Genomic DNA, 26,276 nt, shown 5'->3' with positions numbered 1-26,276 from the left:
TGCCGGCGCCCTATCTCTCAATAGGCGGCGGAGCCCCGAGTTCAGTGCTGACCAATGGACCTACCTGTTTGCTGACCTTGGTCAAATACGCCTCAGCATTATCGGCAAAGTGCACCAACTCTTCGATGCCACGGTCATACACACCTGCTTTGAATGAGCGGCCCAGAAGCTTGCTGGCGTTCTTGAGAGGCGCTATATCAGGAGCCATTCTGATAGCTTCGACCATCCGCTTAGCCGCCCTGTATTGCAGTCTTCCTGGTCCTGCAGCCGGCTCGGACTGCGTGGCAAGGATTATCGCCATGACATCTGCTATTACATTCGCGTCACTTTGATAGTCCTTGAAGTATGTCACAAGGTATGACAGTGCTTCCCGCGTCCCGGCAATATCATCCTTCGCCTTGAAGCTCTTCACAACGTCCTCCAATTGGACATCAGGAAACGAATGCCACATCATGAAGTAGAGGTCCCTGACCAGCTCAACAGGACTCTGCCCTCGTGCATTCCGAAGCAGTTCGAACGCCAAGCTATGATGCAGTATCTGCTCGCTCACCTTGACCGCTTCATTAACATCCAGCCGGTAATCATGGTCGACCCCAGGCAACACCGCAAAATACTTCGGATCATTGGCACTGTTGTAGATCTCCTCCACCTCCTTTGGCGGACAGACCGTATCATCGGCGCCAGCTATGAAGACAATAGGCACCTTGACCTGCTTGACAGCACCCAAGAGATCATACCTAGACTTGTCATCAATATAGGACTCCGGCACCCTGAACATTCTCGTGCCATGGCGGCGCGGCAAATCCCTCTCAGAAACCCTCACCCCCGTCCTAGCCCATCCCCGTCTCTCAGCAAGGCGATTCGACGGCATTATCGCCATCACGTCAACAACCCGCTTGTCCTTCGCGGCATACAGGATCGCCTCCGTACCCCCCATACTATGCCCAGCAACAAGAACAGGCATAAGCCTGCCCTTCACCATATAATCTATCACAGTCCTCACATCCTCAAGAACCCGCGTCACCGTATAATCCTCAATCCGCCCAGCACTACCCCACGTACCCGTCGGGTCAAACCTGACAACAGCATAACCATCACTACACAACCCCTCCGCCAACGCCCGCAAACCATGATAATCCTTCGAATCCAGATACCCCGGAATCAGAACCGCCAAAGCACCCGGCTGCCCCCTCGGATAATCCACAACCACAGAAATACCCCCCTTCACAGACGGAATCCTCCTCCTCGCTCGCACCTAAATGAAGCACTACATTCTTCTTAAGCCACCACACACCACCCCACTAACCACCACTGGCACCTGGACAACTAGCGCACCCCCTAGCTACTAGGGCCCCCTTTGGTTTCCGTCGACTTCAGACGCCATTGCCTCCTTGACCATGGGATCTATTATACGGTATGTTCTTTCGCGAGTCTTTACAAGCAAGCTGGCTTTCACAAGTGCCAGGATCATTCCTGTTGATTCCAAACCGAACCCTAACAGATGGATGGTCTTGTTAGGTGGCGCCGGACTCTTGGGTGCTGCACCCGTCTTGGACATCGGGGCTAGCGACTTCCCACCCCTGAACCTCAGACAACTGGGGGGAAGGATTCCCCCATCGCTTACTACACTGCGAGGATAGTGCTTTCTGACCTCATCTGCTGGAGAGCTGCATCAACATATGCGTAGAAATCTTCTCTCGGCATGAAATTAGCTCTCCAACTCCCAATCATCGAATTCAATAGGGCATGAGCGGCACCGCTGCCTTCCCACACAATCTGACTGACCGGTATGCGACCCTCAATCCAAGAAAGATACTGGTCGCTCCTATTTCTGTAGTGGACATATCGTTCATATTGCTTAACTTCTCGATTGAAGTTTTCCCTGTCTCTGAATATCTGCCACTTTCTTCCACACATGTATAGGAAGAAGCTTTCACTGCGATCAATAACCTCGATTTCATACAGCATTCCAAAACTTGAAATCCCAGGCGCGATTACCGCATAATGCTTATCACTACGAAACATCTGTGAAACGATGCTTTCAATCCTCCGTTCCACCTCCTTTGGCATTCTCCTCAAAGTTTCACCCAGCCCACTTGAACTTAGGACGATTTAATATTAAACACCTGAAGATCGACCAACCAAATCAGAGCCTGCCATGTGTAAGCATAGATCCTAATAGAGGATGAGGGGTCTAACCTAAACTACAAATTTCAATCTTATTCTAAACCAATTTGAACCAATACCGCCTGGCTCTACCCCCATTCACTCAATAGACCCGAAACAGTCTTGTTTCAAGGAGGCAAACCATAAAATGCTTTCCAGTACAGATTAAAATTTAAACCATTTCCAGAAAGAACCAAAATACCCCAAAATGAACTCCTTTCATCAAATCAAGTCGATAGAGAGACCAGAGATAGTGCGCAAAGATGCCAAGATGGACAGCCATCTGTGAGTAAAGACACTTTGGCATCTATATTCCCATAATACGTTGCGGATAGAGTATTAGTAGTAGTACTTTTTTATGTGTTCATTATCGGTGTATGGTGTAGTACTCCTCTCCTATGGGTGTTACCTGTAGTAGTTGTAGTTAGTGGTGGTGTTGTAGGTTCTGTGGTTGGGTGGTGTTGGTGCTTGTGGGTTGTTGTTTTGGTGTGGTTGTTGGTTTCCATGTGAGTCCTATTAGTCCTCCTATTGTGGTGCAGGGTCCGCCTATGAAGAAGCCGTAGAGGGAGCCTGGGGCTGCTAGGATGGTGAATGTGATGATCAGTATGGAGCCTGTTCTTATTTTGTGTTGGTCGGTGGAGTTTTGGAGGGTGGCGCCGTAGATGATCATGATGCTGCTGGCGGTGCCGAGTAGGAAGAATAGGGCGATGGGTGTTTTGGCGGGGGGTGGGAGTGTGTTGAAGCCGTAGGTGCGTGTTGTGAGGGAGGTGAGGGCGAAAATTTCGATGATGAGGGTGGTGATCCCACCGATGAGTGAGTATCCGAATGCCAGCATTGGTTTTGTGTGGGTGCCCGGGGCTGGTGGCTGTTGTTTATTCATGGTGTCTTGTCCGTCCCTGATCGTCGCTGAGCATAATTGCCATGATCATGAAGATCGGGAAGATGCCGAACCACGACAGCAGCATGTTGTTGTAGACTATCCCGAGTACCAGGGCTGCTATGGACAACGAGATTACTAGCTGGCTGGCGATTATCCATCCCCATGGTGTTTCCGGCATTCAGTATCTGTACTCCTTGAGGTGGTCGTTGGTGGTCATGCGGGTTGTGTCGACTCCATTATGGGCTTGCGTCCGCTGTTTGACTTGTGGTCTCGGCATGTTATCTTGGAGCCGTCTTTCATTATGATGCACCCGCAGGGGAGTATGACAGAGCCGTCTGGGACGACGTGCGCCTCTTCCTGCTGTCTCTTGAGACTGGACATGGACCAAATTGGGATCATGATGGTCTTGCCCTCCTGCTTCTCGGGACGGCAAGGTCTATCAACTGTGTGAGGACCGCGGGGTTCTGGACACACTTCTGTGTGATCGTGGGCCGTGTAGGCCGGTCGTTTGTAGCTTCTGATACGAGCTTCTGGGCCCGTTCCAGCAGGGTCGACATCGCTTCTGCGAGCTCCCTCTTGTTGGGCATCGTCTTGGTCGGTACGTTCTTTGCGGCCAGGTCCGACAGGTCGAACTCCATGGAGGTGTACAATGGCGCTACTGCATATGCCTTGGCTTGTGAGAAGTGGAATATGACTATCCCGCGCCCGACGCTGGTGAACATTAACTGGTCGCTGCCTGCGTTGACGAACGTAATGTCCCCATGAATGCCGTTGGTGGCGCGCATCAGCTCTGCAAGCGAGTCCTTTTCAACCTGGCTCAGGGCGAAGTACTTCGTCTTCGCGAGCCTTTGTATGTCGTCGCGGCGCGGGGCGGCAAGATTGACCACGAATGACGACCGTGCGCAGTGGGGGCATTCGACGCTGATGAACCCGCCGTCACGCTTCACCCTCGTCACAAACGACGACCGCATGTGGCACCACTGGCAGTTCATTGTTTTGTCACTTCTGCAGTTCCGATTAGAGCTAAAAGCACTGATGGGTTGCTGACGTGCGGGTATGCGATGTACTCTGGTGCCCCGTGGGCGATGACGGTGAAGTCGATCGGGGCGCGTACTGTGCGCTCGATGTACATGCCCCCGATGCAGACAGTGTACGTCTTGCAGGTTTCTACTGACTCGTCGAGCGTAACATTTGGGTTGAGCCGGCTCCTCCACCGGCCGTAGTCGGAGGGGTAGAACGGGCTGAAGGAGTGCTCGTGCATATCGTTGCTGTCCCAGACGAAGATCTCGTTCTCCTTGTCGTAGGAGCCTTTGTCAAACCTGCCGCCCGTGGCTGCGCAGAGCAGGTGGTAATGAGGGTCAGCGGTACAGTCCCGGAGGGTGGGTTTTGAGCGTGTTTTCGAAGAATTCGAGGCATGCGCCTGCAAATTTGCGGCGGGTGGCGCAGGTGCTGCAGCCATCATTTCCAGCTCCTTGCCTTCGCGTCCCTACTGTAGACTCCGCTAACTGTTGCCAGGCGTGCGCGGCCCATGTTACTGGAGGGCCTCCCCTGGGTTGCAAGGACACGCGTAGGGGACACATTGACGCGCCGTCCAGGGAACATCAGATGCCTCGTGGGGCCGTCATCCTTCGTGGAGTTGAGAGGTGTTCCACAGTAGGGGCAGTACCCTGCCACCACCGGAAGGTCGCGCTTGCACGCGGGGCACCTTGGAACTTCATTCATAGGGGTGCACTTACAGAGCCCGAAGGACCACCCACACCCCGCGCAGACCCTGGCGTTGATCTTGTTCCCCAGGTCTCCTTGTCCGCACTTGCTGCATATCCCGGGAGCCCCGAATGACGGAACTCCGTATGGGAGTATACCGTACCCGATCCATCCTGACCTCCATAGTTCAGCCTCTCCTCGGTCCTTGGTAGATTTCGAGCCGGTCACCTTTCCGCCCAGCTTGAACACAACCTTGAAGGAGGAGGCTCCTGCCTTCACTTCCGCTTCTCGGAGCGTTGACCGGTCAATGATAGTGCCGCAATTCAGGTCTTTGCCCGTGTGCCTCTTTGTGGGTAATGGTCGGTTCCGAGTAGTCATCTGCCTGCCTCCTCAACCGGGCCGAGTCGGGGGCCGGCCTCGGCACTGGTAACGGGGGGCCGCCCCGCATTTGGCTTCAATTCAGGCGGCAATTCCTCGTAGCAGAATGATCCCCCGCAGTTGGGGCATCTTGAATAACTGCTTACCTCTCTGTTGCCGCACCTCATACAGCGGTAGTTTTCCGAATATGGCGTCTCCTCGTATTGCCCGTTCCTTAGGGCGTATTTTTCATGGTGCCAAGCGCATTCGTAGATTGGCGCGTCATCGGAATCTTGCCCGACAAGCACCAAAGCGCCCTCGCAAGAGTAGAACCGCAAGCCCGTGAATGTTCGCCCGCTCATCTCGCGTCCATCTCCTCCGTGGGCTGCGCGTCGATTTCCGAAAGGAACGCCCCTAACTTCGCCCTGAACGCCTCGACGTCGAACTTGATGTGCGACCCTGCGCGGATGTCACACCACCACCTGAGGAATGGCTCGACTTCTTTCAAGAGTTCGATTGCGCGGGGTCCTTCATGGCTCTGGGCTTCGAGGCTTCTTAGCCGCTTCGAGTGTTGTTTGAGGCCTGCTATCAAAGCCCAATCCTTTTGGCTTCGTGATTCAGCCAGCAAATCCGCCCATTTCGCCTCTGCTTCAATTGCGTCCTTCAGGCTGGGCGCTGAAACTTGTCTACTGTCTGTTTTGGTGGATTTCATGGCATCAAACCTCTTTCTCTTGCTTCTCTTGGAGTCATCACTGCCCGATTTCTTGGGGGCGCTTTTTGTTTGGCTAGTCTGTTTCCATGAAAATGATTGTAGTAGATGCAAACACACGAAGTTGTTCGACCTTCTTTACAGCCGCACCAGCATGGTGCATCCTTTCGGACTGCAAGTTTCGGTGCAGTCGGGGCTACCACCTGTAATCTCCTCCTTCACACAACCATTCCCCCAAGGGCACACCGAATCGAATCTCTGGTTCGGGCAATGTCGGGGGACTTGCTACTTGTGCTGGGGCGTTCTGGGTCATTTTGGACCCCTGTTCTGGCTTATGGCTGCCCCGCAACGGTAGCAACAATTCAAACCGCCGAACCAACCGACCCTGCATTGGTGCCCCAACAGCAAGCAAAGAATATTCATTTCAGGTCGGACTCCTTGCGTGGGGGTCGTTCCGTCTTCGACGAGATGACTCAATAGGTGGATGATTGCCAAATCCCCATGGATATCACCATACCCGTTCTTACGGACTATCAACTCAGCACCACACCTTGGGCAATTCATAGCAGCTTGTCCTCTCTCTTCCCGTCTGGGCTTGGTGGTCATGGGAAACCCATCTTACTTGCCAGCCTTGCGCCACAGGTCAGTTTGTGCGCGTCTTCCCTCTCGATAAAGTGGGTTCCGAAGTTCTTGTGATACCGCGTCTCCTTATAGTAACCTCCGCACTCGAAGCCATACCCCCCATGAAGGATTATGTCGAACAACATCTTGATTTTCATCGTCGCTGTCATTCCGCTTCATACTCCTTGGGGTTGAGCAGGGCTAACGCTTCGAGGATGTTCTTGTTGGCGACTGAATCCCCGTCCTTGTCAGACTTTCCAGCCAACTTTTCGAGGGCAATCACGCTGAGTTCGGCATCCTCCAAGAGTTTGACCGCTTCTTGCGTCCTCCGCTCTGATGCTGCGACGAGGGCAAGGACATCTTTCTTTGAGATGAAGGGGTTGGTTTTGAAGTCTGTATCGATTAGTTGATACTCCATCTTCAGGGCTTCAATCTCCTTCAGAAGCCTGCTCGTCCCTGTGGCCGGCATCATGTTTCTTCCTCTCCCAGACTTGGCGCAGTGAACCCCCAGCTCCAATTTATCACCCACTTCGCGAGCCCCCGGAGCTTAGTAGTGTCGAACGTGTACGTCTGGGTACCCTTTGCGATCTCGCTTTTTTGCATCAGCTGGAGCCTTACGAGCCCCCCGACGGCGTGCTGGACTGACTTGTAGTCTAGCCCCGTCGACTCCGCTAACATCGGGATTGTCTGCACCATATTGCCTACGGTGAACCCCCGGTCTAGGACCCGTGCTTCCGAGTTATGGAAGATTGACTCCAACGGACCTGGGTTTGTTCTGTATTTCAACACAAACCATAACAAACTAGATATTTAACGGTCCTGGAGAAAACTCCAATTACAGCACCCCCGTTGGGTGAACCACTCACATCTTTTATTGCCAAAGGCGTAATTATTGATTGCATGACAAATACAGTCCCGAAGATTGATGTCGACCAATTTATTGCGTGGGCTAACAGGAGCGGGCTCAACATATTCCATGGGTCACCCCCACACGGACTGCCATCGGCGTTCTGGAACATGTCTCATGGCACGTACAAAGAGTTCATCGCTGCGGCAAAGGCAGACAACGCAAAGATGTTGTACGTCGACTATGGGGTCGTAACAAACAAGATCGTAGACGCTATCGGGAAGATGAATGTGACCGCGAAGCTAGTCGTGGAACTGAATAACCGTATCGGCGATTGTACGAGCTTCCTTTCGGCTTGGGTTAACGAGCAGGGGATCATGTTCATTTATGTAGTAGAGACAGAACTCTGGGATGAGGTAAATGCCGCCATGGAAGTGTCTGGGCAGCCTCCGCAGATACAAGCACCATTTGCAGCATACAGCTGAGCGGCACCTGGCAGCGATATTCTGAGGCACATGCCTATCAAAATTATGCCAAAATGCCAATATGCTTTTATATCCAAAATGCTAATTGCACATATGCAACGACAAGTTGCAAGGAAAAGAAAAAACCTATGACCAACAAAAACGATGGCAAGAAAGAAGGGGACGAAGAGCTGACGCGGACGTCATTGAGACTGCCGACAGCGCTCTTCAAGAAAGTAGGGCATTATGCAGTAGACCATGAGATGGACAATCAGGACGTATACGTGACTGCACTGGAACAGTTTCTGGCCAGGGAGGAGAAGAAGTGATGAACAAGGCAATAGTAGTGACGCAACTGGAGACGATGCCGAAGGCAAAACAAGATCTGTGCGACAGCCCATATCACAGACACAACAGCATACTGAGGGGCGGGGAATACGATGAGTGCGAGCAGGGCGGAGAGCACATGTTCGGCGGATACACCCACAAGCTGGTCGGGCAGATACTACCGTGGTACAACTGTGTGAAGTGTGGAAAAGCAGCAATAGTACTGTACAAGTGCCCCAGGGGGGTCAATAAGTGACCTCCCCCGAGACCATAATGACAAAGAATGTAGAAGTCACCGTCAGAGGGGTAAAGTTCACAGGAGAACTAAACTTCGGCGCCTACGAGCACGGGAAGTTCGACCCTGACATGATATGGGCATCGATGTTACCGACGTTGACTCGGAAGCTCAAGAAAGCGGTATCTACAGCACTCACTGGGTCACTTTCAAGGGGGTACTCGATAGGTGACAACACAGTAGAATCATTCATGAAAGAATACGTCAGAGACTACAAGAACAACTATGGCAAATGGACAAAGTCATTAGCACTATTCCAATCTGGGTGCCTTCAATGCCGTGCTGGCGGCTTCTGTCTTCCTGCAGGACTTGTTGAAGAATTCAGGGCAGCGCTCGGCGTCGACAAGGATGCCAACTTCAAACCAATAGTGTCCACAACGGTCTTCCTCGCCCAAAAATGGACCGGAGAATGGAAACCGACGGGACCAGAGACCGCGGAACGTGACTACGAGGGAGAGCAGTACTGCGTATTCCACGGTGTGTCGAAGTACGAGGACACGGAGGTAACGGACTGATGACGCCAGAGGAAGCTGGAAAGATAGCCCAAGTCTACGACCTTAGGTATGACGGCTCCGAATACAATATCACCATAGGTGGTGCAGGATGGGACGCGGCTGATGTAAAGGAAGTGCTGAAAGACGTGAATGGCGGGGATCCCGAGCAGGTCTTCCACGACCAGAAACCGCAAGAGCATGGGTCATTGTTTACGGCAATGATGTACAGCTCTCTCGTAACTCGGCGTGAGCCATTCCACCTCAAGAAGGATGGAAAGGCGTTGCTCGACAGTCTGGAGGAGTTGGTGAAAGATGAGTGAATTCGAAACACAACAAACTGATGCAGAGGCGCGCTGCGGCACCCACGGGTGCCGGAATGCAGGAGTCAAGGATGTGCTGGTGCCGATGGTGATCGACAAGCAAGTCGCGATCGTAGAAGAGATAGTCGACGGCCAGAAGTGGGTAGCCAGGGCTGTCGTAAGACATCCTACGGGGCCAATGACTGTCAAGAAAGTACTGGAGCGGATGTGCACCAACCATGCTGGCAATTGGGAGCCAGCCCCGGAGGTATGAAAGATGAAGAAAGAGCCTGACAAGGCCCCTGAATACCATAGGGGCACAATCAGCACAGGCATAGAAAGCAGACGCAGTGGTAACCACGCGAACGCAAACGCGGATCGAGCAGAACTGGTGATACTCAGACAGCGCATCGCAACGCTCCGGGAAGAGCTCGCTAATGTCGACACACACAACGCCGAACTAGTCCGCATGATGACAGAGGACAAGAAGTTCACAGCCATGGAAACAGCAATGCACGATGCAGAAAACAAACTGGCGGCTGCAGGGAAAGCCCGCGACGAGATATATGCCAGAGCCAGGAGTAAGGTCATTACAGACGAATCTAGCCCGTACTTCAAGAGGGCAGGCAAACAAAAACCCACAACCAACATACGAGAACGTGTGCTGAAATCAATAATGGCAAATGTGGACACAAGCATATTGCTGGACAGCGACATTCAGAACATTGCGCATAACCTGATCAGACTCTACGAATCCAATGACCCAGATTACCAACTGTACAAAACCGCGTACACCACGGCAATGACAGAACGATCTAACGCATCAGGGGCCTTTTACGGATACGCGTCGCGATATATTACAAAGCAGACAACAGAAATGCGCAACAACATTGAAGAACTCGAGCAGCTTCTCGCCAACCCGCGGAAAGCAGTTGCAACAGAGCGACGAAGTAAGGAACTAGCTGCACTCCCAGAGAAGACAAGAGCGATCTTTGAAGACATACGCAATGTGCTGGCGTGACACCACAGGAAACAATGTGCCGCCAGCGCGCTACAGCAGGAGCGGTTTTGCCCCAGGTGCAAGCCAACAACTGATAGAATTTTCGACGTAACGTGTATCCAGAAAAAATGTTACGTCGAAAATCGGAATGCGGCCAGTTACTATTCTCTGGCAGCATCGTACATTACTGCCCAGAGTCCAAAGTGGTTTTAGCACTCTATCATTTCTATACTCCCGGGCAAGCAGTTGCTTCCGATTTCTTATCTGGCTTCTATTGCCTTGGCTGATTTGAGCATCTTGCTGATCATCTTCAGTCTCTTGTCGTAGGTGAGTTTTGGGAATCCGAACCTTTCCCAGGTGTGGTCTTCTCTTAGGCCTTTCAGCTCGAGGGTCCACCCGTTGCGTGATAGGTGTGCTAGGATCCTGATGAGGTCATTCTGCCCCCTGATGTCACATATGGTCCATGCCGGTTCGTTGTCAGGGATATATTCTACGGTGTATGCGAGGCATGTTCGAGGGTCTATGAAACCGATTGATGTTCTGTATCCCTGGTAGGCAGTGTAGATGAGGTCCATTGTCTTCTCTGTTACAAATAGTGACGTGGGAGAGACGGAGACGTGTTGTTTGGTCTCCATCTCTATCTCACGCACCTGTACATGATCACGGCGGCTTTGCTGCATTTCACGCAGTTGTAATAGGGCATCTTGTCGCCGATCAGTTGCCGCGGGATTCCTTTGAACACATGTTCGCCACCTTGCTCGCACTCGTCGAACTCGGCTCCCATAGCTACCGTTCTGTGTCGGTGGTATGGACTTTCGCAATGCCGCTCTTTTGCCGTCTTCGGTTCTACTGGCGTCTCCATCTCTTGCTTCATATCTTCTTTGCTCCGTTCTCTTTGTCTTTCGTTGGCAGTTGTAGGTACGCTTTCAGGGCCTCTATGAAGACCGTTTGGTCGCTCATGTCGTGGTCGACGGCGTAGTGCTGTACTGCCTTCAGAAGTGCGGGTGGGAGCCGAAACGTCGCTTTCTTCAGGTCCGCTGGCCTGGAATCATGGCTTCCGTCGCTACTGATTGCAACTTTTCGTTGCATGGATATAATAGAACGATTTTATTATTTAAGCATTACGGCATTACAGCACTATGGCTATACAGCATGCAATCCATTACTATGTTTGGGCAACATGATTAGCGGGATGGTATAATGTCAAGATATTGGAGTTTTTTCCAGTTTGTTAAATACTCAGTATGGTCTATGTCATAGTTGAAGCTTAGAGACAATCCAGGGCCGCTCGAGACGGTCTTTCGCAGCTCTTTGGGAAGGGTTCTCGATCAGGTGCTTATTGTCGGCAATATGAGCCAGACGATTCCTATGCTTGTTGAGTCGACAGAGTTGGACTACAAGTCAGTAAAGCGGGCCGTTGCTGTTCTTGTCAAAGTGGGTCTGATGGTAGCTGTTGGGCAGGGTGGGCATGCGTATGCTTTCAATATGGATGAGTTGGATGGCTTGATCGTCTGGGCGACGAGGTTTCAGTTTGGGGGTCCCCTCGGGCGATCTCATTGATTGCGTTGAACAGTTGGAGGATGGTAAGTGACGGTGGTTTTCTCATGCGGGCTAGGCTTGGGGGTTTGTGTGCTCTCTTCGGTTGGGTGTGAGAGGTAGATGCCTGAAGACAAACCGATTGATATGAAGGCGTACGTACTTGCGCCGCCCGAGATCATGAAGGCTGTCGATGACCTCTTTGCTCTATATCAGTTGCAGAACCAGTACCATGTTGAAGCTTACGAGAAGTGGAAGGGGAAGAACTGGTTCAAAGGTTCGATGGCGGAACTCATAGCTAAGGATGAGATGGAGGAAGTTGTCGCGCTCAGTGAGCATAAGCCCTGGCAGACGCTGATCAGGGGGATATACCTCGTCAATAATGTGATAGCGACGTTGAGTAGGGGCAGCCTCTCAATAGAATCAATTTATGTTCCTGTAGCCGGGCTCAACAAGCTGAGTAAGGAGCAGCGTGCCGAGTTGTTGGAAATGGTAACCTCTGGAGCCGAGGGTTATGATGTTGTAAAGAAGTGGCTGGAGCCTATCAACAAGAAGGGTGTTCTAGACGCCATTTACGACGCCGTCAAGGTAAAGGTGGGGACAGGCAGGTATGACCAATTCCATGTTATGAAGATGGGTAGTATAAAGACAAGTGCCACCGGCGGCTTTCAGGTCTTCGACCAGATACTTGAGATCGATAACCCTGAAGCACTTGTTGAATACCTGAAGGCATCCAAGAATCCTCTTCCGCAGTCGATAATGGTGACATTCGTCAGGAACAAGAAACGTGGGTGGAAGTCTAACATCTTCTTGTTCTTCCTCTGGAAGGACACTGTGTACATACTCGATGCCGGGGATAGGAGGCTCAACCTTGACAACACCCACGGTGACAGGAACCCTGGCATGTATCTAGACGATAAATTCAAGCACGTTTGGCTTCCGTTCAAGATACTTCTTGGTGAGAGACGCCCGTCTAATGCAAGCGCCATGGTATTGAGGGAGCAAAAGGTGTTCATGAGAGGCTCGTTGCAGGCGATATTCGCAAAGGAGCCGGCTCTGGGCGCATGGTTGCAGATCTTTCTGTATCATGTGGCTGATTACATACAGACTGCCGAGCAAAAGAAAGAGATCCCTGAGGGAACATCAACTGCCACGGTTCTGAAGGCCCTTGAGGATAAGTCAGCTCAGATAGAAGTCAAGGAGAGGGTGAAGACTGGTAAGTATAGCGATAGCTTCAGCAGCTCTGGGGATGCCAGCTCGTACCTGATAAGGAAGTACGGGGAACAGGTCAAAAGCATAGTGCCTGCCACCATCAGTCTTCCTACAGTACTTGGTGATCGCAAGTACGTTGAACAGGTCGTTGCGTTCAAACAGAGAGAAAACATAGCTAGTGCCATCGAGAAGCTCCTCTGGGACGACTGGAAGGCCAATCATGACCGGGTCTACAAGTGGTGGAACGACTTCATAAGGTCCCAGGACCTTGAAGCGCTGCTGGCGAAGGCGTTGGAGAACAGGAACTCCGAGTATCCTGTCAAGGTACACCCAGACTTCGGCGGAATTTGGATTGCAGGCAAGCACTTCGAAAGCGTCTCTCCCGCCACTACAGCCAAGGAATTGCAGGAGAAACATGCGATCACCGAACCAACTGTAGTAAAGACCCCGGTGGTCGGCATACACCATGGTCCTGTAGGCGAGTCCAAAGATCAGCTCACGGTTGTCCTCACAAAGACTGGCAAGCTTTACGATTACGTCCCCCACCACGTCTTGTGCGGCTACAAGTGGACTGCAGACGATGGTAGGGAGTTGTTCTGCACGAGGGAGTCGGGGCACAGAAGTTGGGAGCACTGGCACCGCAAGGTAGATGTCGGCCGCACCACGAGCGTCCCCACTAAATGCCCGGTATGCGACAAGAACACCTGGAAGAGCGTCGTCAGCCTTGATTTCAACGATTGGCTGCAGTTCTGCGCATTCTTCGGGTTGGAGCAGAGCCAGGTGCCGAAGGAGTTCATCGACCACTTCCACCTCCAGAACGAAGCGTATACTGGCAACACGATTTTAGAGGATATTGACCCGGTTGATCTTATTCGCGATCCATGGTTCAGGACAATTGAGGAGAAGAGCACATACAGTGAGAAGGAGGGTAAGTATGTACCGAGCGGTCTAGAGATCGGGCAAAACAGCAAGCCGCGGTTGACGGGGTATATCCCGATCTGCAACAGCTGCTTCAAGTCCCGCATACCGGAGTCCTACTTCCTCTCTGACAATGTCATGCATTACTACCAGAGGCCTGATACCGAGTGGGGCAGGTCCCGGGACTACTATGGGCACTACACGTCATTTGAGAAGTTTGCCAACGATGTTGCCGTCGCCGCAAAGGGTCTGACCGATTGGTACGCCCACAAGGTCTCACGCCCCGACGTCCTCTCGGGTGTGGTCATGTCTACTGACAAGCGTCGGCTAAGTACTGCCAAGGGTACCAGAGACAAGTTGTTCGTGGAATCAGAGGGGAAGATTATAGATACCAAGTAGGTCGCGCCCAGGTATCGAAGTGAACTACCAATGCCTGAAGGCATTGGCTTCTTGCTTCACAGGGGCAAACTTGCTTATCCGCCTTCGTTGGACAAGCAGAGGTTGCCCCTCTACATGGGCCTGTTCCAGGCCCGCAGCCAGTATGTTACGTGCCGCATTCACGTCCCTGTCAAGGACGAGATTGCAGCTCGGGCACGAGTGTGTCCTTTCACCCAGTCCTTTCGGAACCATGATCCCGCATCCTGAGCATTTCTGCGATGTCCCGCTTGGGTTGACGAGTATCACTCGTCCACCACGCCTTTCTGCCTTGTAGGCAGTCAGTCGGCGTAGTTGGCCCCAAGAGGCATCCATTATTGCTGATGCCAGATTGTGGTTCTTCACCATGTTCATAATTTTCAGGTCCTCGAAGATGATTACCGAATATTCGGACGCCAGAGCAGTAGAAACCTTGTGCGCGGCGTCCAGCCTCTGGTTCCTGACCTTCCTCCAAGTCTTGGCGAGCAAGACCTTGGCCTTCTCCCTGTTCTTCGAACCCTTCTTCTTTCTCGAATAATCACGCCAAGGTCTACGCCAACCGGTTTGTCTGCTTGTGACTCAACTTTGACAGGTTCAGTCTCTGCGGAAATGCAGGCATACCACTGGTCGATGTCTCTGACGATGGTGCAGGTCTTTGGTCTGCCTTCAAGATGACGATGGAATTTCGCCCTGACGAGCCCAATCTTCGAAAGTCTGAGTTTTTCCCCAGCAACCTTGAACCCACCGATCTGCGGATACATGAACGAGTTATATCTGCCTTTCCGTTTGAACTTGGGGTATCTTCCACGGCCAGTGAAGAAGCTGCTGTATGCCTTGTCGAGTCGGAAGACAACGTCCTGTAGAACCTGGGAATGAACGGCTGATAGGAACTTGTTATCCTGGCGAAAAGCGGTGAGCGCCCTCTTCTGTTCGAATGCTTTGGCCCCCGTCCGCATCCTGTTGTCGAGGAGGTCGTTATAGAGCCGCCTGCAGGTTTCCATCGTGTCGCCCATCAACCGCGCCTGTGTCCTAGTCGGGTAGAGTCTGAACTTGTATGTGATCAAACGCTCTTCTGCTCCTCCACATACCGCTTTATCGTGTCTGAAGAAACATGCCCGTGGGTCGAGACGAAGTACGACCTGGTCCAAAGCGTCGGGAGCCTGGAACGGAGCTCTGGGAACTCCTTTCGAAGAACTCTTGAGCTGTAGCCCTTTATCATCCCGACTATCTTGTTGGGTGAAATCGTGGGGTCCGCCTGAAGGAACAAGTGCACATGATCCGGCATAACCTCGAGCGCTATAATGGTGCACCCCAATTCGATCGCCTTCTCCAATATCAGGCCCTTCAGCCTGGTCTCGACATTCCCGACCAGGACAGGCCTTCGGTACTTCGGGCTCCAAACGAAGTGGTAATGCATGAAATGGACCTTCGTCGCAGCCCTGGTGTATCCCTTCGACATATCATTAGATAAAGACGTTACATCTAATAAGCACCCTCGCTCTCATCCCACGACTAAAGCCGTGGGGTTTCCCGCTGCCCCATTGCTAATGTGCAGCGCAAGAAAAGGTCCCGCCGAATGAAGATCTTGGCTCCAATAGTCATCGCAGCAGCTGTACTCGTGGCTATAGTTCTGGTCTGAGCTCCTGCGGTCTTATAGGATTGGAACATGTTCTATGGCGATATTGATGTCTACCCCGCACGCACATATGGGTTACTTTGGCAGCGAGTACAATTGCAAGTACTGTAACCCGACCTGCGGCTGCCGCAACCATTGGTGGGGACTTGACCTAGGCACACGGACCGCGGGAGGGGAGATAGTGCTGACTATGAGCATCATACCGTGCGGGGGTTCTAATTGCCCGGTACTCCGGGTTACCCCAAAGTACCCCTTCAGAGTAAGGATGTTGCGGCAGAAGGGGTTCAAACTCCCGCCCAACACGAAGAGAATAGACAGGACGACGAAAGCAGGCAACCCGTACAAGCTTGAGGGGTGTGATTGCAACAAAGTGAAGGGGATCCATGGGCACACGCGAGAAGAAAGCGTCCAACTCTACAGGATGTATGCTGCTGTGAAGCTGAAGCATGATCCAGGGTGGCTGGAACCGTGGCGTGGAAAGAACGTCGCATGCTTCTGCAAGATCGATGAAGCGTGCCATGGAGACGTCGTTTTGGACCTTGCAAACAGTCCCCCGAGCAGAACAGCTACTGCTATGTCGAAGTAGCCAGGCAAACAGGGCGCATTAAGGAGAATTAGGTACAATACCGAATCTTCGTCTACTAATTAGACGGAATTCAAGTTAATGGTCTAACACGTGGGTCAGAAATGGGGGTAACGACATTCTGAAGGCGAGATTAGTGCCGGTCGCAGGAACATACTTCTATTCCCTTGCATTGAACCGGAGCTGTTCTACCTTTCTCGTGATTCCGCGAGAATCAATTATGATTGCCGATCACGACTTATATATTATCATGATCTGTTGTTTATGATACGGGAACAGAAGAGATCGAAAAGACAAGAGCAACGACGACGTATTTGCCGAGACACAGCATCCCCTGAGAGCTTTGGTGCTCCTACTGTAGTGGCATTAGTTTGAAATTTGATTTGTAGTTCTATCAGTATTTGGGTATGCATATTATTGGTTGTATGAAGTAATGTTGTCATTGATCTCTAAACTGCTATGCCACTGTCTGGTTGCTGCCTGATTACTGGGAGGGTTCTAGCACCTTCAGCTGAGTTATCAAGATAGGTACTGGACATGGGTCACAGTCTTTGTACTCGTGGGCCTCGGATTCGAGGTGGTTTACGAGCGTGTCCACTATGCTTTTCTTCTCTGTAGCTTTCGCGAGGGCGATCTCTTCCTGTGTTATCGGGTTCTTTGTGTAGTCCCTTGGGGCCGAATCTGCCGTTTCGTGCACTGCCAGGAGGCCGCAGAACCCCAGACAGAAAGAGAGGTAGTAAACGTTCACGTTGGTACTGATCAGAGCGGCAAGGCACGCGCACACGCTTACTATCACAACTGACGCTGCTATCTTTGTGGTAAGTATCGACGGCATCTTTAGATAAACATGCAATGAAGAATAAAAAGAGCAGATACCAGCTGTCTGCAGGGCGGTACCTGCTGCACAAAACATGCTAGCGGCTTAAATTGGGTGCCCCCGTCCTGTACTATGTTTTTCATCACATTACTAGGGCTTGTTGCAGCAGTTTTGACAACTTACTCATCAGTCCCGCAGTTTTGGAGAGCTTGGAAGACCAAGAAGACCAATGACATATCTCTTCAGATGTACGTGCTTCTCGCCATCGGGTTTGCCATCTGGCTTGTCTACGGTCTTGCCATTTGGTCAATCCCGATTATAATTGCCAATGGGTTCAGTGTCGTCTTCGCTTCTATGATTCTGTCGCTCAAGCTTCGCTTTGGTTGACATCAGGGGTTACGTCGCTCTTGTGTCAATCAGGGCCAGCAGCGAAGACGGGTCGTGGACATGCGCCTTTGGCCCTGGCTTCCGCCTGCTCTTTCCAAGGCCCGGCATGGTGAACTCTGCGACATAGACCTCCTCGTCTACTCCCTTGTACGTGTTGAAACTTCCTATCATACACCTGATCCTTACAGGACTGTCTATCACCGCCCAGTAGATTACTGATGCTCTTTTGTCATGAACTTCTGGAGCCTCGTCGTCCCACACTATGCGGATTGACCACCTATCTCTCTTCTTTATGATGGCGACCGCCTCTAGGACCTCATCAAATCGTGCTGCAAGCTGCCTTTGCAGGAACTTGACCACGGAGGGGGTGAACCGCTCCTCGAAGCCCTTGTTGGGCATGATAACCACTTCTACGGGCTTCATACCAAGGGGGTGGTTGTGATTATTTAACGCGGGCTGCGCACAGCGCCTATCAACGAAATAAACCCGAATCTCTCTCCAAACTTACAACAGAGGTCAAATTGCAGGTCTCCATCCTGACGGCAACCTCAGGAGGTGGGTGAAAATCTGACACTGCTTCTGGGGGTGACGTTATCGTACCTGTGTCCAACCCAAGTGGTCTCCTGCACCATGGAAGTAGCTTGTTTGTGGCGCCAAAGACCTGTTTCAGCGCTATTTCAGCCTGAATGATGGAAAGGAGCTTGATTTGTGCCATTCAGCCTGTATACTCTATGGAGCTTGGCTGCCGGTGGTCGCTTTTATGTCTCTTGTGACATCTACTATGAATTTGCCAGATACCGGTGCCGGTGAACCTAGTTTCAAGCGTATCGAGTTCCAGTACGGTTTGGTTCTCTTGCGAACACATAGGTTTATTTCCACAATGGACCGCATAGGCAAGAGCCGGGCTGTCAGCAGGTTCAGTTGGATCATGCTCTACATCCTGCCTCTGGCGGCTGCTGCGGGCGTGTTGCTCTTCGCTTCTGAGCTTGGCGTCCTTCTGCTAACATCAAGGGGGGTAGAAGCTGCCACGTCAGTGAGGGCCGTAGGGCCGCTTGCTAACCTGGCTATACCGGGGCTCAACCCGTACTTGCCGCTGGTGTATGGTTGGCTGGCACTTGTAGTAGGGTTAGTAACGCATGAAGCGGCGCATGGTATAGTGGCCAGGAGCCTGGGGGTACCTGTGAAGTCTGCTGGGCTGATCATGTTTCTGTGCATACCTATAGGCGCGTTCGTTGAAGTTGACGAAGTAGCAATGAAGGCCGCGAGGCCAGCTGCTTCTTTGCGTATCCTTGCGGCTGGCGTAGGTGACAATCTGGTAATCGGAATGCTAAGTCTTCTTGCCCTTGTGGGTGTCGTGTCGACCATGACTCCTGTTGTCGGGAATGCCAACTACGCGCTGCTGTCTGCGACAGCGTCGAGGTACTCGTCGGCTCTTTGGCACAACCCTCTCCTGTACCTATGCATCCCCACCCTGTCGCTCTGCCAGCCGATGACGCCTTACTCTGCGGCCCTGGCAGGATCATACACCTCTCCACTGGGTGGTATGCTTGTGCCCCTTGCGAACCTGTTCTACTGGTTGTTCTTTCTCAACTTCAGCTTGGCGATATTCAATGCGCTTCCGATACCTATATTCGATGGGGGTCAGGCGTTCAAAATATGGGTCAGGGCGGTTGCCGGTTCCAGACTGAACGACAAGGGGTTGAGCATCGTGACAAGGCTTGTCAACATAGCTGTGATCTCTCTCATACTTGCTGTTATACTCGTTCCGTATGCGATGTAACGCGTGCGGCGCGCCTGGCACCAGTGGGGAGTACCAATAAGTAATCTAGGCATGCGCCTGCTTTTCTTCGTAATGTTCTATAACTGGGCCGAACATCTTTTTCAGTGCCAGTGCACTGGGGCCCGTTAGCGGGTAGTCCTTGGCCGCGTCGATTGGCACCCACTCGTACTTGTAAGCTTCTTCGTTGATCTTGACATCAGCTAACTGCAGCGGGTAGCATCTGAACAATAATGCTACAAAATGCTTGTTTTGGTAATACTCTTCAGGGATGAAGTCGCCTATTGCAATCAGGTCGGCAGATATTATGTCAATACCTGTTTCTTCCTTCATTTCGCGTTTCAGGGCCTGGAAAACAGTCTCTCCATTTTCCACATGCCCCCCAGGTATTGAATACTTGTCATTCCACTTGTGGCTCTGGGTCATGAGTATTACGCCATCGCGTGAAACTATCCCGGCGACTACAACTTCTGGTCCCTTGTTCACATATGGCTAGTTTGTGGTTATAAATAAGCAGGTAAGCGTATAATATGACAAGTAGGTGTCCGGTGGTCCCTCTATGACAAGGCGTTACAACAAACGAGAAATCGCGGTCTTGGACAAGATAATTGATGATCTTGAGACTCGCGCAACGCCGTTGGCTTTGCCAAATAAGCTACACTCTAGTATGATGCGGTCGTACAATGCGCAGTATGATTACAGCATGCTGGTTTGTGTACTGGAAGCCGAGGCTAAACTCCGTCAATGGTCGATATCCTGGATTGTGGATGGGGCAAGCATTTACGATAAAACTAATGGGCGGATAGGGAGTGTAGAAGGTAAGAAGGTGGCAAGGTATCTGGAAAGCAGAGCTGCAGAGTCAACTGGAGCTGAGAAAGATATGTATCTCCAGCAAGCGCGCCTGATAGAAGACGCGGCAGAGACCCTATACCGAGACAGGGAACAGATTCATGTATCATCCCCGTTATAGTGGCCATGGGGCTGTGTCGGAGATTTTTTAAGGGCCTGTTCACCAAAGTCGGCCGGTGGTTGCAGGCAAGTTTCCTAAGGAGGTAATGATCGGCCGTTATGATCCCACTGTTAGTCAGGTACAGATAGTGGCAATAGTCGATACGGTCGGTCGTTCTGCTGAGCTGCAGGTCGCCGCTGCCAGGCTTGGCGTCAACTTCAAGCACATAGACGTGCACTCTGTATATGGAAATGGGCGTGCCATATTCAATGCATTCGCGGTCCTCGAGAATACGACGCTCTCGGCTGGAAAGCTTGAAACCGAGTTAAGGAAGACAGGCTATACGATCAACGTCAACGTAGTAGCAGGAAAAGCCGGGGCACTTGTTGACACTCTGGCATTCCCGGTGATATGGGGCGGGCAGCGGGGCATATTCATGAGACAAAAAGCTGTTCTGAACATGTTCTCAGGGATCAGGTCCATGCTTGGCAAGCAAGGCGACATGCTCCTCTACAACAGTGGGTACGCATATGGCAGCGACCTCAGCAGATTCCTCACGGACGTTACAGGGGCTGAGAAGATGCTTGAGACATGGGTCTATGCCCTGATGCTGCTTTCAGCCGGAGGATGGGGGGTACCAGATGTCGAACCGGGCGGCACTCACATAACTATTTCAGAGTGTTTCGAATGTGCAGGGCGAAAGGCTGACCAGGGCATATGTAACTTCATGAGAGGTATGCTCACAGGGTTTATGGAGCCGACAGTAGGAAAGCTGATCAGCATAAAGGAGATCGCATGCGCCGCAAAGGGCGACAATGAATGCAAGTTCTTGCTTGACTTCGGAAATCCAGTTAGCGGACAAAATCAGCAATAGATCGTAGGTCCAGATTCTGCTGCGCTTCGGGTCCCGCAATCAGCTAACTCATTTTCTTGCCATGCCGGGACTTGGGCCGTAACTTCACTAAGAGCTCTTCCGAGTATTTTGAGATCTTCTCTTCCGCATCGAGGTACGAAGACAGCAGATAAACGAGAGCTGGATTGACCGAAATCTTTGAAATAACCTTGGCGTCATCATACCTATGGTCCACCTCAGTGATTACATGCAACTTCCCGAAGTCTGTGTTGAATGCAATCTTCAACGATGGGATGTATACTTCCATTATTGGTGTGAGGAAGCCATGCAACGCGGAAAGATATCCTTCGCTGACGTTGAGCTTGTAGACTATCGCAGCAACAGGCTGATGTGCGGGGGCACCCGCCGGCTTTCTTGGCATTTGTAGATACCGGTGATTGGATTATTAAGGGCGGGAGGTTTTCTGGTATCATTTCGATTATGAAAGCGACCGTTTTGCAGTTGAAACAGTATAAAACGCTTGAAACAGGTTGATATGGTCAAAACAGGCACATTACATGACCTAACGACGCGCCCAGGCTGCAATAGCCATAGAATCAAGGAGATACAACAGCGCACTCAGTTTCTCTTTCGGGATTTTGCACCCAGCAGCATGCGTATGCCCGCCACCTGCCCACCCGTTCTTGGCGCAGAACTTCCCTACCACCTCGCCCAGATGGAACTTCATATCGTCTGTGCTTCTCATACTGATGTCATACCAGCCTTCCTGCTTCTCTTTGTACGCAATACCAACGCTGACATCCAATATCCCTTCGACAATGGTAGAGAAAACCGAAGGATGGTCAGTCTTACCAACCTTTACCCATCCTATTCTCCCGCTCTTACTACCATGACCAGCTACATACTGTTCATTGGCAGCTGCCTTTGAAAGTTGTGCCATAGCATGGTCCATGACCCCGGGGATCTGTGCTGGCCTCTTTCCACTTGATAGCGCGTCAACAAGATCCATCGCAGACGATGGCGTTTCGGTGAGTGCATTGGAAAGAAGCGTAGCTTCAAGAAATACTGTATGCCTGCTCATGACTTCCAGGATCCTCTTTGCTGTCGGTGATTGGTCTCTGTAATCAGTTACCGCTCCGTATGCTGCCAGACGTTTGTAATCTCTCCCTAGGCTGTTGGCGAATCTTGTATATGTGAGGGTCGAAGCGCATTCTCTATCATCCCAGACGAGCTCGGTTACACTTTCAAGGCGCGACCTAAGTTTAGGGTTCAGACTGTGATGGTCTATATAGATGACTGGACATTTCTTGCGCACTCTGCCAAGTATGCCAAGAGCCCTGTCAGCCACTGCTTCGTCGAAGCCTATGTCACATATCACCAGCCCTGTGATTGATGAAGGGACGTTCTGGAGGTCTGCCAGGAAGTTGTCGTAGTCGGTTAGTTTGATTTCCGCGCCTGTTGCAGCCTTGACGAGAGCCGCTGACGACACGCCATCGATGTCATCGACGTGCGAGAGGCAGTAAAACCGGCCGTGCCTTCGGGTCATCGTATTTGAGGGACATGTACTAATTTAAGCTGCTATCAGTTGGGCAGTACCTTCAACAGCCTATTGGGGGCGCACGTATCCTGCCGGCGGAAGTGTTCTCCTGGACTTCGCTTTCTAATGCCTTCACAACGGCAACATCATCGTCTATCAACCCTACGCTATCATAATCGAAGAATTTTGTCGACACACCAACATGACCATGATGGTACCAATGAGATGTCTTCAACATCGATGCCAATAACATGACCTTCATCTTGCTGCTGCATTGTTCACCACACTCTCTGACCATTGTCTGGAGCATCAGTCCATTGCTGTATCTGATCACAGGCGCGAGGTACTTCCGCTTGCTCTCCGGGGCATTGCGCCACGTCACGAATTCGGTCCAGGTATGCTCTCTTGTCTTGTTCTTCTCAGGTAACAGGTCCCATTTTATGACCAGTTGCTTGTCATGGCTGATGTAAGCGTCTTTGAAGCTACCACTGGACGATCTTGAGAAGCCGAGTTTCACAAGGTAGCCCCCGAACAGCTTCCTTCCCTCGCTGGATGATTCTAGCTGGTTCCATGTTCTTATCAGTGCGCTTAACCATTGAGGTTCCTTTTCTTCTCTGCTCACCTAAGCAGCCGTCAGACAGGAATTTAACGAGGGACGAGTGAAGTCCCAGGCGCTTCAGCCCTGGAATGAAAATAGCCCTGAATTGTAGAAAGAATCTAGGAGTTGTTGAGGTGCGTCTTCAGGTTCAGGCTCTATCCGGGCATGGAGCAGGAAGAGAGGATGCAAGGGCAGGTCATGCCCGAAGTGAGCCTCTGGAAGAGATACTAGTTACTGTCCTGGGCGTTGATTCTACGATCGAATATGTCAGTAAGCGCTACAAGTAATACAATGCACACACCAACAGGCACGAAGAACGTTGTTGCCAAGTCGCGGACCCCCGGTAGGGGTGAAAATAGCAGAGCCGCAATTGCAGCCAAGGAAATCCCCGTGAGTACGAAGAGCGCAGCTCGGCTTCTCAAGGCCAAATTCATCACTTCCTCTAGCTCGTTCCATATTCTCATCAGTGTGCTTAACCAATTCATCACATCCGCGCCTCCATCCCTGTCCTCATCTTAGGTGCCACCATATACCACAGCAGATAAGCACACCAGCCATGAACATGGATCCAAGAGATAACCAGGCTTCCGCCTGGACGAGGAATACCCCGTAGACTGCAAGAACGAGCCCACCACTGAACACTGCTACTGCTGCTTGGTCCTGTGCTTCAGTGGGGGGCAACCGCTTTGCCAGCAAGAAAGAGTACCCCTCGAAGGGGAGAACTATTCCTATCGCCATAATCCCGAGAATTACTTCTGAGCTTGCGAGTAAGAGGCCGGCCAACAGGGAATACGCAAATACCAAACGAAAGACGCCGACCGCGAGCCTCATTCTCCCCAAAGACTTCACATGAGCATAAAACGGACAATTCTTGCTGTGGAGGGGGTCTTTTATTCTCTGGCCAACTCTAAGGGTATCTTGCCAGCAAGCAACCACGCATACATCATGTGGCTCCTCTATTTCGCGATAGGCACGATAACCGTATACATGCTCCACCTGCTTGGCTACTAGCCTCTCTGTTATTCGTGCGGGAAGTTAACTCGAAGACAACCCGTTTTGCTTTGACTGCTGGATGTAATCAAAAAGAAACGTGGGTAAAGCGTGCTGGTGCGGATGTGTTCCGCCAAACACGGCTCTATCGTATGACTGCTTTTTATCAACCGGCACCTAGGTTAATGTGCGTATCATATCGCTCAACGCTTGGCTCGGCTTCGCTTATGATAAGCTCGAGCCGTTCTTAATGAAGCAATCAGAGTCTGTGGACATGTTTTGCTTCCAGGAGGTCCTCATGGAACCGCGGACCGCCACGCCTGACGCTGTGAAAGTAATGGAGAAGCATGGGGGAAAAGCACCTGTCTATGACCTCTACCAGCGGATACAGAAAGCTCTCCCTGACTTCTCCGGTGTACCATCAACGGAGTATATCGATAATGGCGGCCGCCTCGCTATCTTCTTCCGGAAGGGGATAAGCTTAGCAGGTTATGGTGAATCAAAGGTATTGGATGCCATAACTAACGAGAATCTGCTAGGGACCGGGGCAACAATGTCTCAGAGCGTAAGGCTGCAATGGGCGAAGCTTCCCAATGGACTCCTGGTAGCCAATACTCATGGGGCGTTCATTTGGGGGATATACGGCGACTGTCTTGAAAGGGCTGCCCAGTCACGTAGATGGCTGGCGCTCCTCGAGAGGTTGCATGGAAAGAAGTTGCTGGTGGGTGACCTCAATCTGAAGCCAGAGCTTGAGGGGACCAGGATACTTGAGGCAAAGATGCGCAATCTCGTCAAAGAGAACAATGTGACAACAACGAGATCTTTGCTTTCAGCCAAAGATCCACACGGGCTCATCAATGATTATGTATTCACGTCGCCCGACCTCTATGTGAAGAAGTTCGAAGTACTTCCGGACGTCGTCTCTGATCACTTGCCGCTTCTGATAGAAGTCGACTGCTAGTCAGGCTCCATGTCGATGGCATCTTTCAGATCACGGGCGACTCTGCTCCCGAACTGGAGCCTGGTGTTGCCGCTCGTATATTTCTCAAGAGCCTTTCGGGCCCATGTGACCATGTCCATTTTCTCCGCTTCATGCGCGTCCGCCCATTCAAATGATACGGCTGTTTCAAGTCTCTTGCCAGGCATCAGACCTACAGTGCATGTGAAACCAAAGCCGACTATATGACTCGAACGAGCTGAACTCTCCGGATCGTCTATCATCTCCATCACAAGAAGGAGCTTTGGATCAGCTACAGTTATCCCGGTCTCTTCCTGGGCCGTTCTGATCACAGCTTCCTCTAACGTCTCCCCATACATCACCTTTCCCCCTGGGAACGTGTACTTACCACGCCAGTTTTCTGACTTGTGGATGAGTAGTTTGCCGTCCTCTCGAGCGATGATAACACCAACCATAAGCACTGGTTCGGCGCTGATATCCATGGCAAACATGTGCACACCCCCATAAAAGCGGAACCCGTCACTCTGGCACCAGAAAACAGGTCCCTGCATGATTATGCCCACATACAAGGCATGAATATGCAGGTGCTAGATGCTGGGTCCTTATTACCGATTTCCAATGAGAGATTGGCATTGCCGGCAGTACAACAGAAAAAGAGACCTAAATGCATCAAGTGCGGAGGCCGTCTGGTTATACGACGGTTCGTGGAGACCTGGTACACTGATGGCCGCCCCGACAGCATCTCAAGCAGCATGTATTGTGCGCGCTGCAAGATAAGATGGCTTGAAGAGAAGGTCAATGATATCAAGGCTTACAACACGTTCAGAGCAATGCACGAAGCGGCGGAATTGGGCGTCAACAAACCTGGCGGTTAAAGTAGGCAGGTAGCTGCCTGGCTTTTTCAGGCAGCCGACAACGTCGTACCACTACACACGGCTCGCCGATTCA

The 26,276-nt window shown here is 51.6% G+C and carries 38 protein-coding genes and 1 pseudogene; 15 read left to right on the top strand and 24 right to left on the bottom strand.

Features of this window, described 5'->3' with window-relative positions:
* Positions 1–10: 10 nt before the first annotated feature.
* The 12 genes from JRN21_10070 to JRN21_10015 all read right to left on the bottom strand — a co-directional run bounded on the left by JRN21_10070 (position 11) and on the right by JRN21_10015 (position 7,223).
* On the bottom strand, positions 11–1,255 hold the full coding sequence (locus tag JRN21_10070; protein ID MDG6989646.1) for an alpha/beta fold hydrolase: 1,245 nt from the start codon (positions 1,253–1,255) through the stop codon (positions 11–13).
* 368 nt (positions 1,256–1,623) lie between these two features.
* Positions 1,624–2,070 (bottom strand): hypothetical protein, encoded by a 447-nt coding sequence (locus JRN21_10065; protein MDG6989645.1) that lies wholly within the window; start codon positions 2,068–2,070, stop codon positions 1,624–1,626.
* A gap of 520 nt (positions 2,071–2,590) precedes the next feature.
* Positions 2,591–3,046, bottom strand: coding sequence for a hypothetical protein (locus JRN21_10060; protein ID MDG6989644.1), 456 nt, complete (start codon positions 3,044–3,046; stop codon positions 2,591–2,593).
* Positions 3,039–3,224 carry a hypothetical protein gene (locus tag JRN21_10055; protein ID MDG6989643.1) on the bottom strand — a complete coding sequence of 62 codons (186 nt, stop codon included), beginning with the start codon at positions 3,222–3,224 and terminating at the stop codon, positions 3,039–3,041. The genes JRN21_10060 and JRN21_10055 overlap by 8 nt, the downstream gene beginning before the upstream one ends.
* Before the next feature lie 35 nt (positions 3,225–3,259).
* Positions 3,260–3,445: a hypothetical protein gene (locus tag JRN21_10050; GenBank protein ID MDG6989642.1), complete on the bottom strand. Its 186-nt coding sequence runs from the start codon at positions 3,443–3,445 to the stop codon at positions 3,260–3,262.
* Positions 3,442–4,038: a hypothetical protein gene (locus JRN21_10045; protein MDG6989641.1), complete on the bottom strand. Its 597-nt coding sequence runs from the start codon at positions 4,036–4,038 to the stop codon at positions 3,442–3,444. Before JRN21_10045 ends, JRN21_10050 begins: the two co-directional genes overlap by 4 nt.
* Positions 4,035–4,508, bottom strand: coding sequence for a hypothetical protein (locus JRN21_10040; protein ID MDG6989640.1), 474 nt, complete (start codon positions 4,506–4,508; stop codon positions 4,035–4,037). The genes JRN21_10045 and JRN21_10040 overlap by 4 nt, the downstream gene beginning before the upstream one ends.
* Positions 4,505–5,029, bottom strand: coding sequence for a zinc ribbon domain-containing protein (locus JRN21_10035; GenBank protein ID MDG6989639.1), 525 nt, complete (start codon positions 5,027–5,029; stop codon positions 4,505–4,507). Before JRN21_10035 ends, JRN21_10040 begins: the two co-directional genes overlap by 4 nt.
* Positions 5,030–5,465: 436 nt before the next feature.
* A complete protein-coding gene (locus JRN21_10030) occupies positions 5,466–5,615 on the bottom strand; it encodes a hypothetical protein (GenBank protein ID MDG6989638.1) in 150 nt (49 codons plus the stop codon).
* A gap of 803 nt (positions 5,616–6,418) precedes the next feature.
* Positions 6,419–6,607 (bottom strand): hypothetical protein, encoded by a 189-nt coding sequence (locus JRN21_10025; GenBank protein MDG6989637.1) that lies wholly within the window; start codon positions 6,605–6,607, stop codon positions 6,419–6,421.
* On the bottom strand, positions 6,604–6,906 hold the full coding sequence (locus JRN21_10020; GenBank protein ID MDG6989636.1) for a hypothetical protein: 303 nt from the start codon (positions 6,904–6,906) through the stop codon (positions 6,604–6,606). The genes JRN21_10025 and JRN21_10020 overlap by 4 nt, the downstream gene beginning before the upstream one ends.
* Positions 6,906–7,223 carry a hypothetical protein gene (locus JRN21_10015; protein ID MDG6989635.1) on the bottom strand — a complete coding sequence of 106 codons (318 nt, stop codon included), beginning with the start codon at positions 7,221–7,223 and terminating at the stop codon, positions 6,906–6,908. The genes JRN21_10020 and JRN21_10015 overlap by 1 nt, the downstream gene beginning before the upstream one ends.
* Before the next feature lie 114 nt (positions 7,224–7,337).
* Here JRN21_10015 and JRN21_10010 point away from each other — a divergent pair, with 114 nt between their 5' ends.
* From JRN21_10010 to JRN21_09980, 7 genes are all read left to right on the top strand, one after another.
* On the top strand, positions 7,338–7,769 hold the full coding sequence (locus JRN21_10010; GenBank protein ID MDG6989634.1) for a hypothetical protein: 432 nt from the start codon (positions 7,338–7,340) through the stop codon (positions 7,767–7,769).
* A gap of 128 nt (positions 7,770–7,897) precedes the next feature.
* The gene (locus JRN21_10005; GenBank protein MDG6989633.1) at positions 7,898–8,077 is read left to right on the top strand and encodes a hypothetical protein; all 180 of its coding nucleotides are present in this window, start codon (positions 7,898–7,900) and stop codon (positions 8,075–8,077) included.
* Complete coding sequence (locus tag JRN21_10000; protein ID MDG6989632.1) at positions 8,077–8,331, top strand: hypothetical protein; 255 nt, start codon at positions 8,077–8,079, stop codon at positions 8,329–8,331. Before JRN21_10005 ends, JRN21_10000 begins: the two co-directional genes overlap by 1 nt.
* Positions 8,328–8,885 (top strand): hypothetical protein, encoded by a 558-nt coding sequence (locus tag JRN21_09995; protein MDG6989631.1) that lies wholly within the window; start codon positions 8,328–8,330, stop codon positions 8,883–8,885. The genes JRN21_10000 and JRN21_09995 overlap by 4 nt, the downstream gene beginning before the upstream one ends.
* Positions 8,885–9,184: a hypothetical protein gene (locus tag JRN21_09990; GenBank protein MDG6989630.1), complete on the top strand. Its 300-nt coding sequence runs from the start codon at positions 8,885–8,887 to the stop codon at positions 9,182–9,184. The genes JRN21_09995 and JRN21_09990 overlap by 1 nt, the downstream gene beginning before the upstream one ends.
* Positions 9,177–9,437, top strand: coding sequence for a hypothetical protein (locus JRN21_09985; protein MDG6989629.1), 261 nt, complete (start codon positions 9,177–9,179; stop codon positions 9,435–9,437). The genes JRN21_09990 and JRN21_09985 overlap by 8 nt, the downstream gene beginning before the upstream one ends.
* A gap of 3 nt (positions 9,438–9,440) precedes the next feature.
* The gene (locus tag JRN21_09980; GenBank protein ID MDG6989628.1) at positions 9,441–10,184 is read left to right on the top strand and encodes a hypothetical protein; all 744 of its coding nucleotides are present in this window, start codon (positions 9,441–9,443) and stop codon (positions 10,182–10,184) included.
* Between the two features lie 239 nt (positions 10,185–10,423).
* On the opposite strand, the gene JRN21_09975 is transcribed toward JRN21_09980, so the two are convergent.
* Positions 10,424–10,813 carry a hypothetical protein gene (locus JRN21_09975; GenBank protein ID MDG6989627.1) on the bottom strand — a complete coding sequence of 130 codons (390 nt, stop codon included), beginning with the start codon at positions 10,811–10,813 and terminating at the stop codon, positions 10,424–10,426.
* Positions 10,814–11,033: 220 nt separating this feature from the next.
* Positions 11,034–11,252 carry a hypothetical protein gene (locus tag JRN21_09970; protein ID MDG6989626.1) on the bottom strand — a complete coding sequence of 73 codons (219 nt, stop codon included), beginning with the start codon at positions 11,250–11,252 and terminating at the stop codon, positions 11,034–11,036.
* Positions 11,253–11,423: 171 nt separating this feature from the next.
* Here JRN21_09970 and JRN21_09965 point away from each other — a divergent pair, with 171 nt between their 5' ends.
* Entirely contained in the window at positions 11,424–11,723 is a 300-nt protein-coding gene (locus tag JRN21_09965) for a hypothetical protein (protein MDG6989625.1), read from the top strand.
* Positions 11,724–11,822: 99 nt separating this feature from the next.
* A complete protein-coding gene (locus JRN21_09960; protein ID MDG6989624.1) occupies positions 11,823–14,228 on the top strand; it encodes a hypothetical protein in 2,406 nt (801 codons plus the stop codon).
* 24 nt (positions 14,229–14,252) lie between these two features.
* Here JRN21_09960 and JRN21_09955 read toward each other — a convergent pair.
* Together JRN21_09955 and tnpA are read right to left on the bottom strand one after the other, a co-directional pair.
* Positions 14,253–15,256, bottom strand: a pseudogene (locus JRN21_09955) (transposase).
* A gap of 47 nt (positions 15,257–15,303) precedes the next feature.
* Positions 15,304–15,702 (bottom strand): IS200/IS605 family transposase, encoded by a 399-nt coding sequence (tnpA, locus tag JRN21_09950; protein MDG6989623.1) that lies wholly within the window; start codon positions 15,700–15,702, stop codon positions 15,304–15,306.
* A 367-nt stretch (positions 15,703–16,069) separates the two neighbouring features.
* On the opposite strand from tnpA, the gene JRN21_09945 reads away from it, so the two are divergent.
* Positions 16,070–16,465: a DUF4326 domain-containing protein gene (locus JRN21_09945; protein ID MDG6989622.1), complete on the top strand. Its 396-nt coding sequence runs from the start codon at positions 16,070–16,072 to the stop codon at positions 16,463–16,465.
* A 481-nt stretch (positions 16,466–16,946) separates the two neighbouring features.
* On the opposite strand, the gene JRN21_09940 is transcribed toward JRN21_09945, so the two are convergent.
* On the bottom strand, positions 16,947–17,297 hold the full coding sequence (locus JRN21_09940; GenBank protein ID MDG6989621.1) for a hypothetical protein: 351 nt from the start codon (positions 17,295–17,297) through the stop codon (positions 16,947–16,949).
* Positions 17,298–17,411: 114 nt separating this feature from the next.
* Between JRN21_09940 and JRN21_09935 the strand changes: the two genes are divergently transcribed.
* Positions 17,412–17,666, top strand: coding sequence for a SemiSWEET transporter (locus JRN21_09935; GenBank protein MDG6989620.1), 255 nt, complete (start codon positions 17,412–17,414; stop codon positions 17,664–17,666).
* A gap of 9 nt (positions 17,667–17,675) precedes the next feature.
* On the opposite strand, the gene JRN21_09930 is transcribed toward JRN21_09935, so the two are convergent.
* Positions 17,676–18,089 carry a hypothetical protein gene (locus JRN21_09930; GenBank protein ID MDG6989619.1) on the bottom strand — a complete coding sequence of 138 codons (414 nt, stop codon included), beginning with the start codon at positions 18,087–18,089 and terminating at the stop codon, positions 17,676–17,678.
* A gap of 457 nt (positions 18,090–18,546) precedes the next feature.
* On the opposite strand from JRN21_09930, the gene JRN21_09925 reads away from it, so the two are divergent.
* The gene (locus JRN21_09925; protein ID MDG6989618.1) at positions 18,547–19,446 is read left to right on the top strand and encodes a site-2 protease family protein; all 900 of its coding nucleotides are present in this window, start codon (positions 18,547–18,549) and stop codon (positions 19,444–19,446) included.
* Between the two features lie 45 nt (positions 19,447–19,491).
* Here JRN21_09925 and JRN21_09920 read toward each other — a convergent pair whose 3' ends face one another.
* Entirely contained in the window at positions 19,492–19,929 is a 438-nt protein-coding gene (locus tag JRN21_09920) for an NUDIX domain-containing protein (protein MDG6989617.1), read from the bottom strand.
* A 109-nt stretch (positions 19,930–20,038) separates the two neighbouring features.
* On the opposite strand from JRN21_09920, the gene JRN21_09915 reads away from it, so the two are divergent.
* A complete protein-coding gene (locus JRN21_09915; GenBank protein ID MDG6989616.1) occupies positions 20,039–20,413 on the top strand; it encodes a hypothetical protein in 375 nt (124 codons plus the stop codon).
* Between the two features lie 55 nt (positions 20,414–20,468).
* Positions 20,469–21,266, top strand: coding sequence for a 4-vinyl reductase (locus JRN21_09910; protein ID MDG6989615.1), 798 nt, complete (start codon positions 20,469–20,471; stop codon positions 21,264–21,266).
* A 43-nt stretch (positions 21,267–21,309) separates the two neighbouring features.
* Here the strand turns inward: JRN21_09910 and JRN21_09905 are convergent, their stop codons facing one another.
* The 4 genes from JRN21_09905 to JRN21_09890 all read right to left on the bottom strand — a co-directional run bounded on the left by JRN21_09905 (position 21,310) and on the right by JRN21_09890 (position 24,211).
* On the bottom strand, positions 21,310–21,666 hold the full coding sequence (locus tag JRN21_09905; protein MDG6989614.1) for a hypothetical protein: 357 nt from the start codon (positions 21,664–21,666) through the stop codon (positions 21,310–21,312).
* 141 nt (positions 21,667–21,807) lie between these two features.
* Complete coding sequence (locus tag JRN21_09900; GenBank protein MDG6989613.1) at positions 21,808–22,791, bottom strand: hypothetical protein; 984 nt, start codon at positions 22,789–22,791, stop codon at positions 21,808–21,810.
* Positions 22,792–22,843: 52 nt separating this feature from the next.
* Complete coding sequence (locus tag JRN21_09895; protein ID MDG6989612.1) at positions 22,844–23,404, bottom strand: hypothetical protein; 561 nt, start codon at positions 23,402–23,404, stop codon at positions 22,844–22,846.
* Positions 23,405–23,890: 486 nt separating this feature from the next.
* Positions 23,891–24,211 (bottom strand): hypothetical protein, encoded by a 321-nt coding sequence (locus tag JRN21_09890; protein MDG6989611.1) that lies wholly within the window; start codon positions 24,209–24,211, stop codon positions 23,891–23,893.
* Between the two features lie 409 nt (positions 24,212–24,620).
* On the opposite strand from JRN21_09890, the gene JRN21_09885 reads away from it, so the two are divergent.
* Positions 24,621–25,331 (top strand): endonuclease/exonuclease/phosphatase family protein, encoded by a 711-nt coding sequence (locus JRN21_09885; protein ID MDG6989610.1) that lies wholly within the window; start codon positions 24,621–24,623, stop codon positions 25,329–25,331.
* On the opposite strand, the gene JRN21_09880 is transcribed toward JRN21_09885, so the two are convergent.
* Positions 25,328–25,819 carry an NUDIX domain-containing protein gene (locus JRN21_09880; GenBank protein ID MDG6989609.1) on the bottom strand — a complete coding sequence of 164 codons (492 nt, stop codon included), beginning with the start codon at positions 25,817–25,819 and terminating at the stop codon, positions 25,328–25,330. The genes JRN21_09885 and JRN21_09880 overlap by 4 nt on opposite strands.
* Positions 25,820–26,276 lie beyond the last annotated feature (457 nt).

The organism is Nitrososphaerota archaeon, assembly GCA_029785825.1.
In the GTDB taxonomy this organism is placed as follows: Archaea; Thermoproteota; Nitrososphaeria; order Nitrososphaerales; family Gagatemarchaeaceae; genus UBA183.
The sequence above is the reverse complement of the archived record's forward strand: the minus strand, read 5'-3'. Positions and strand labels throughout refer to the sequence as shown.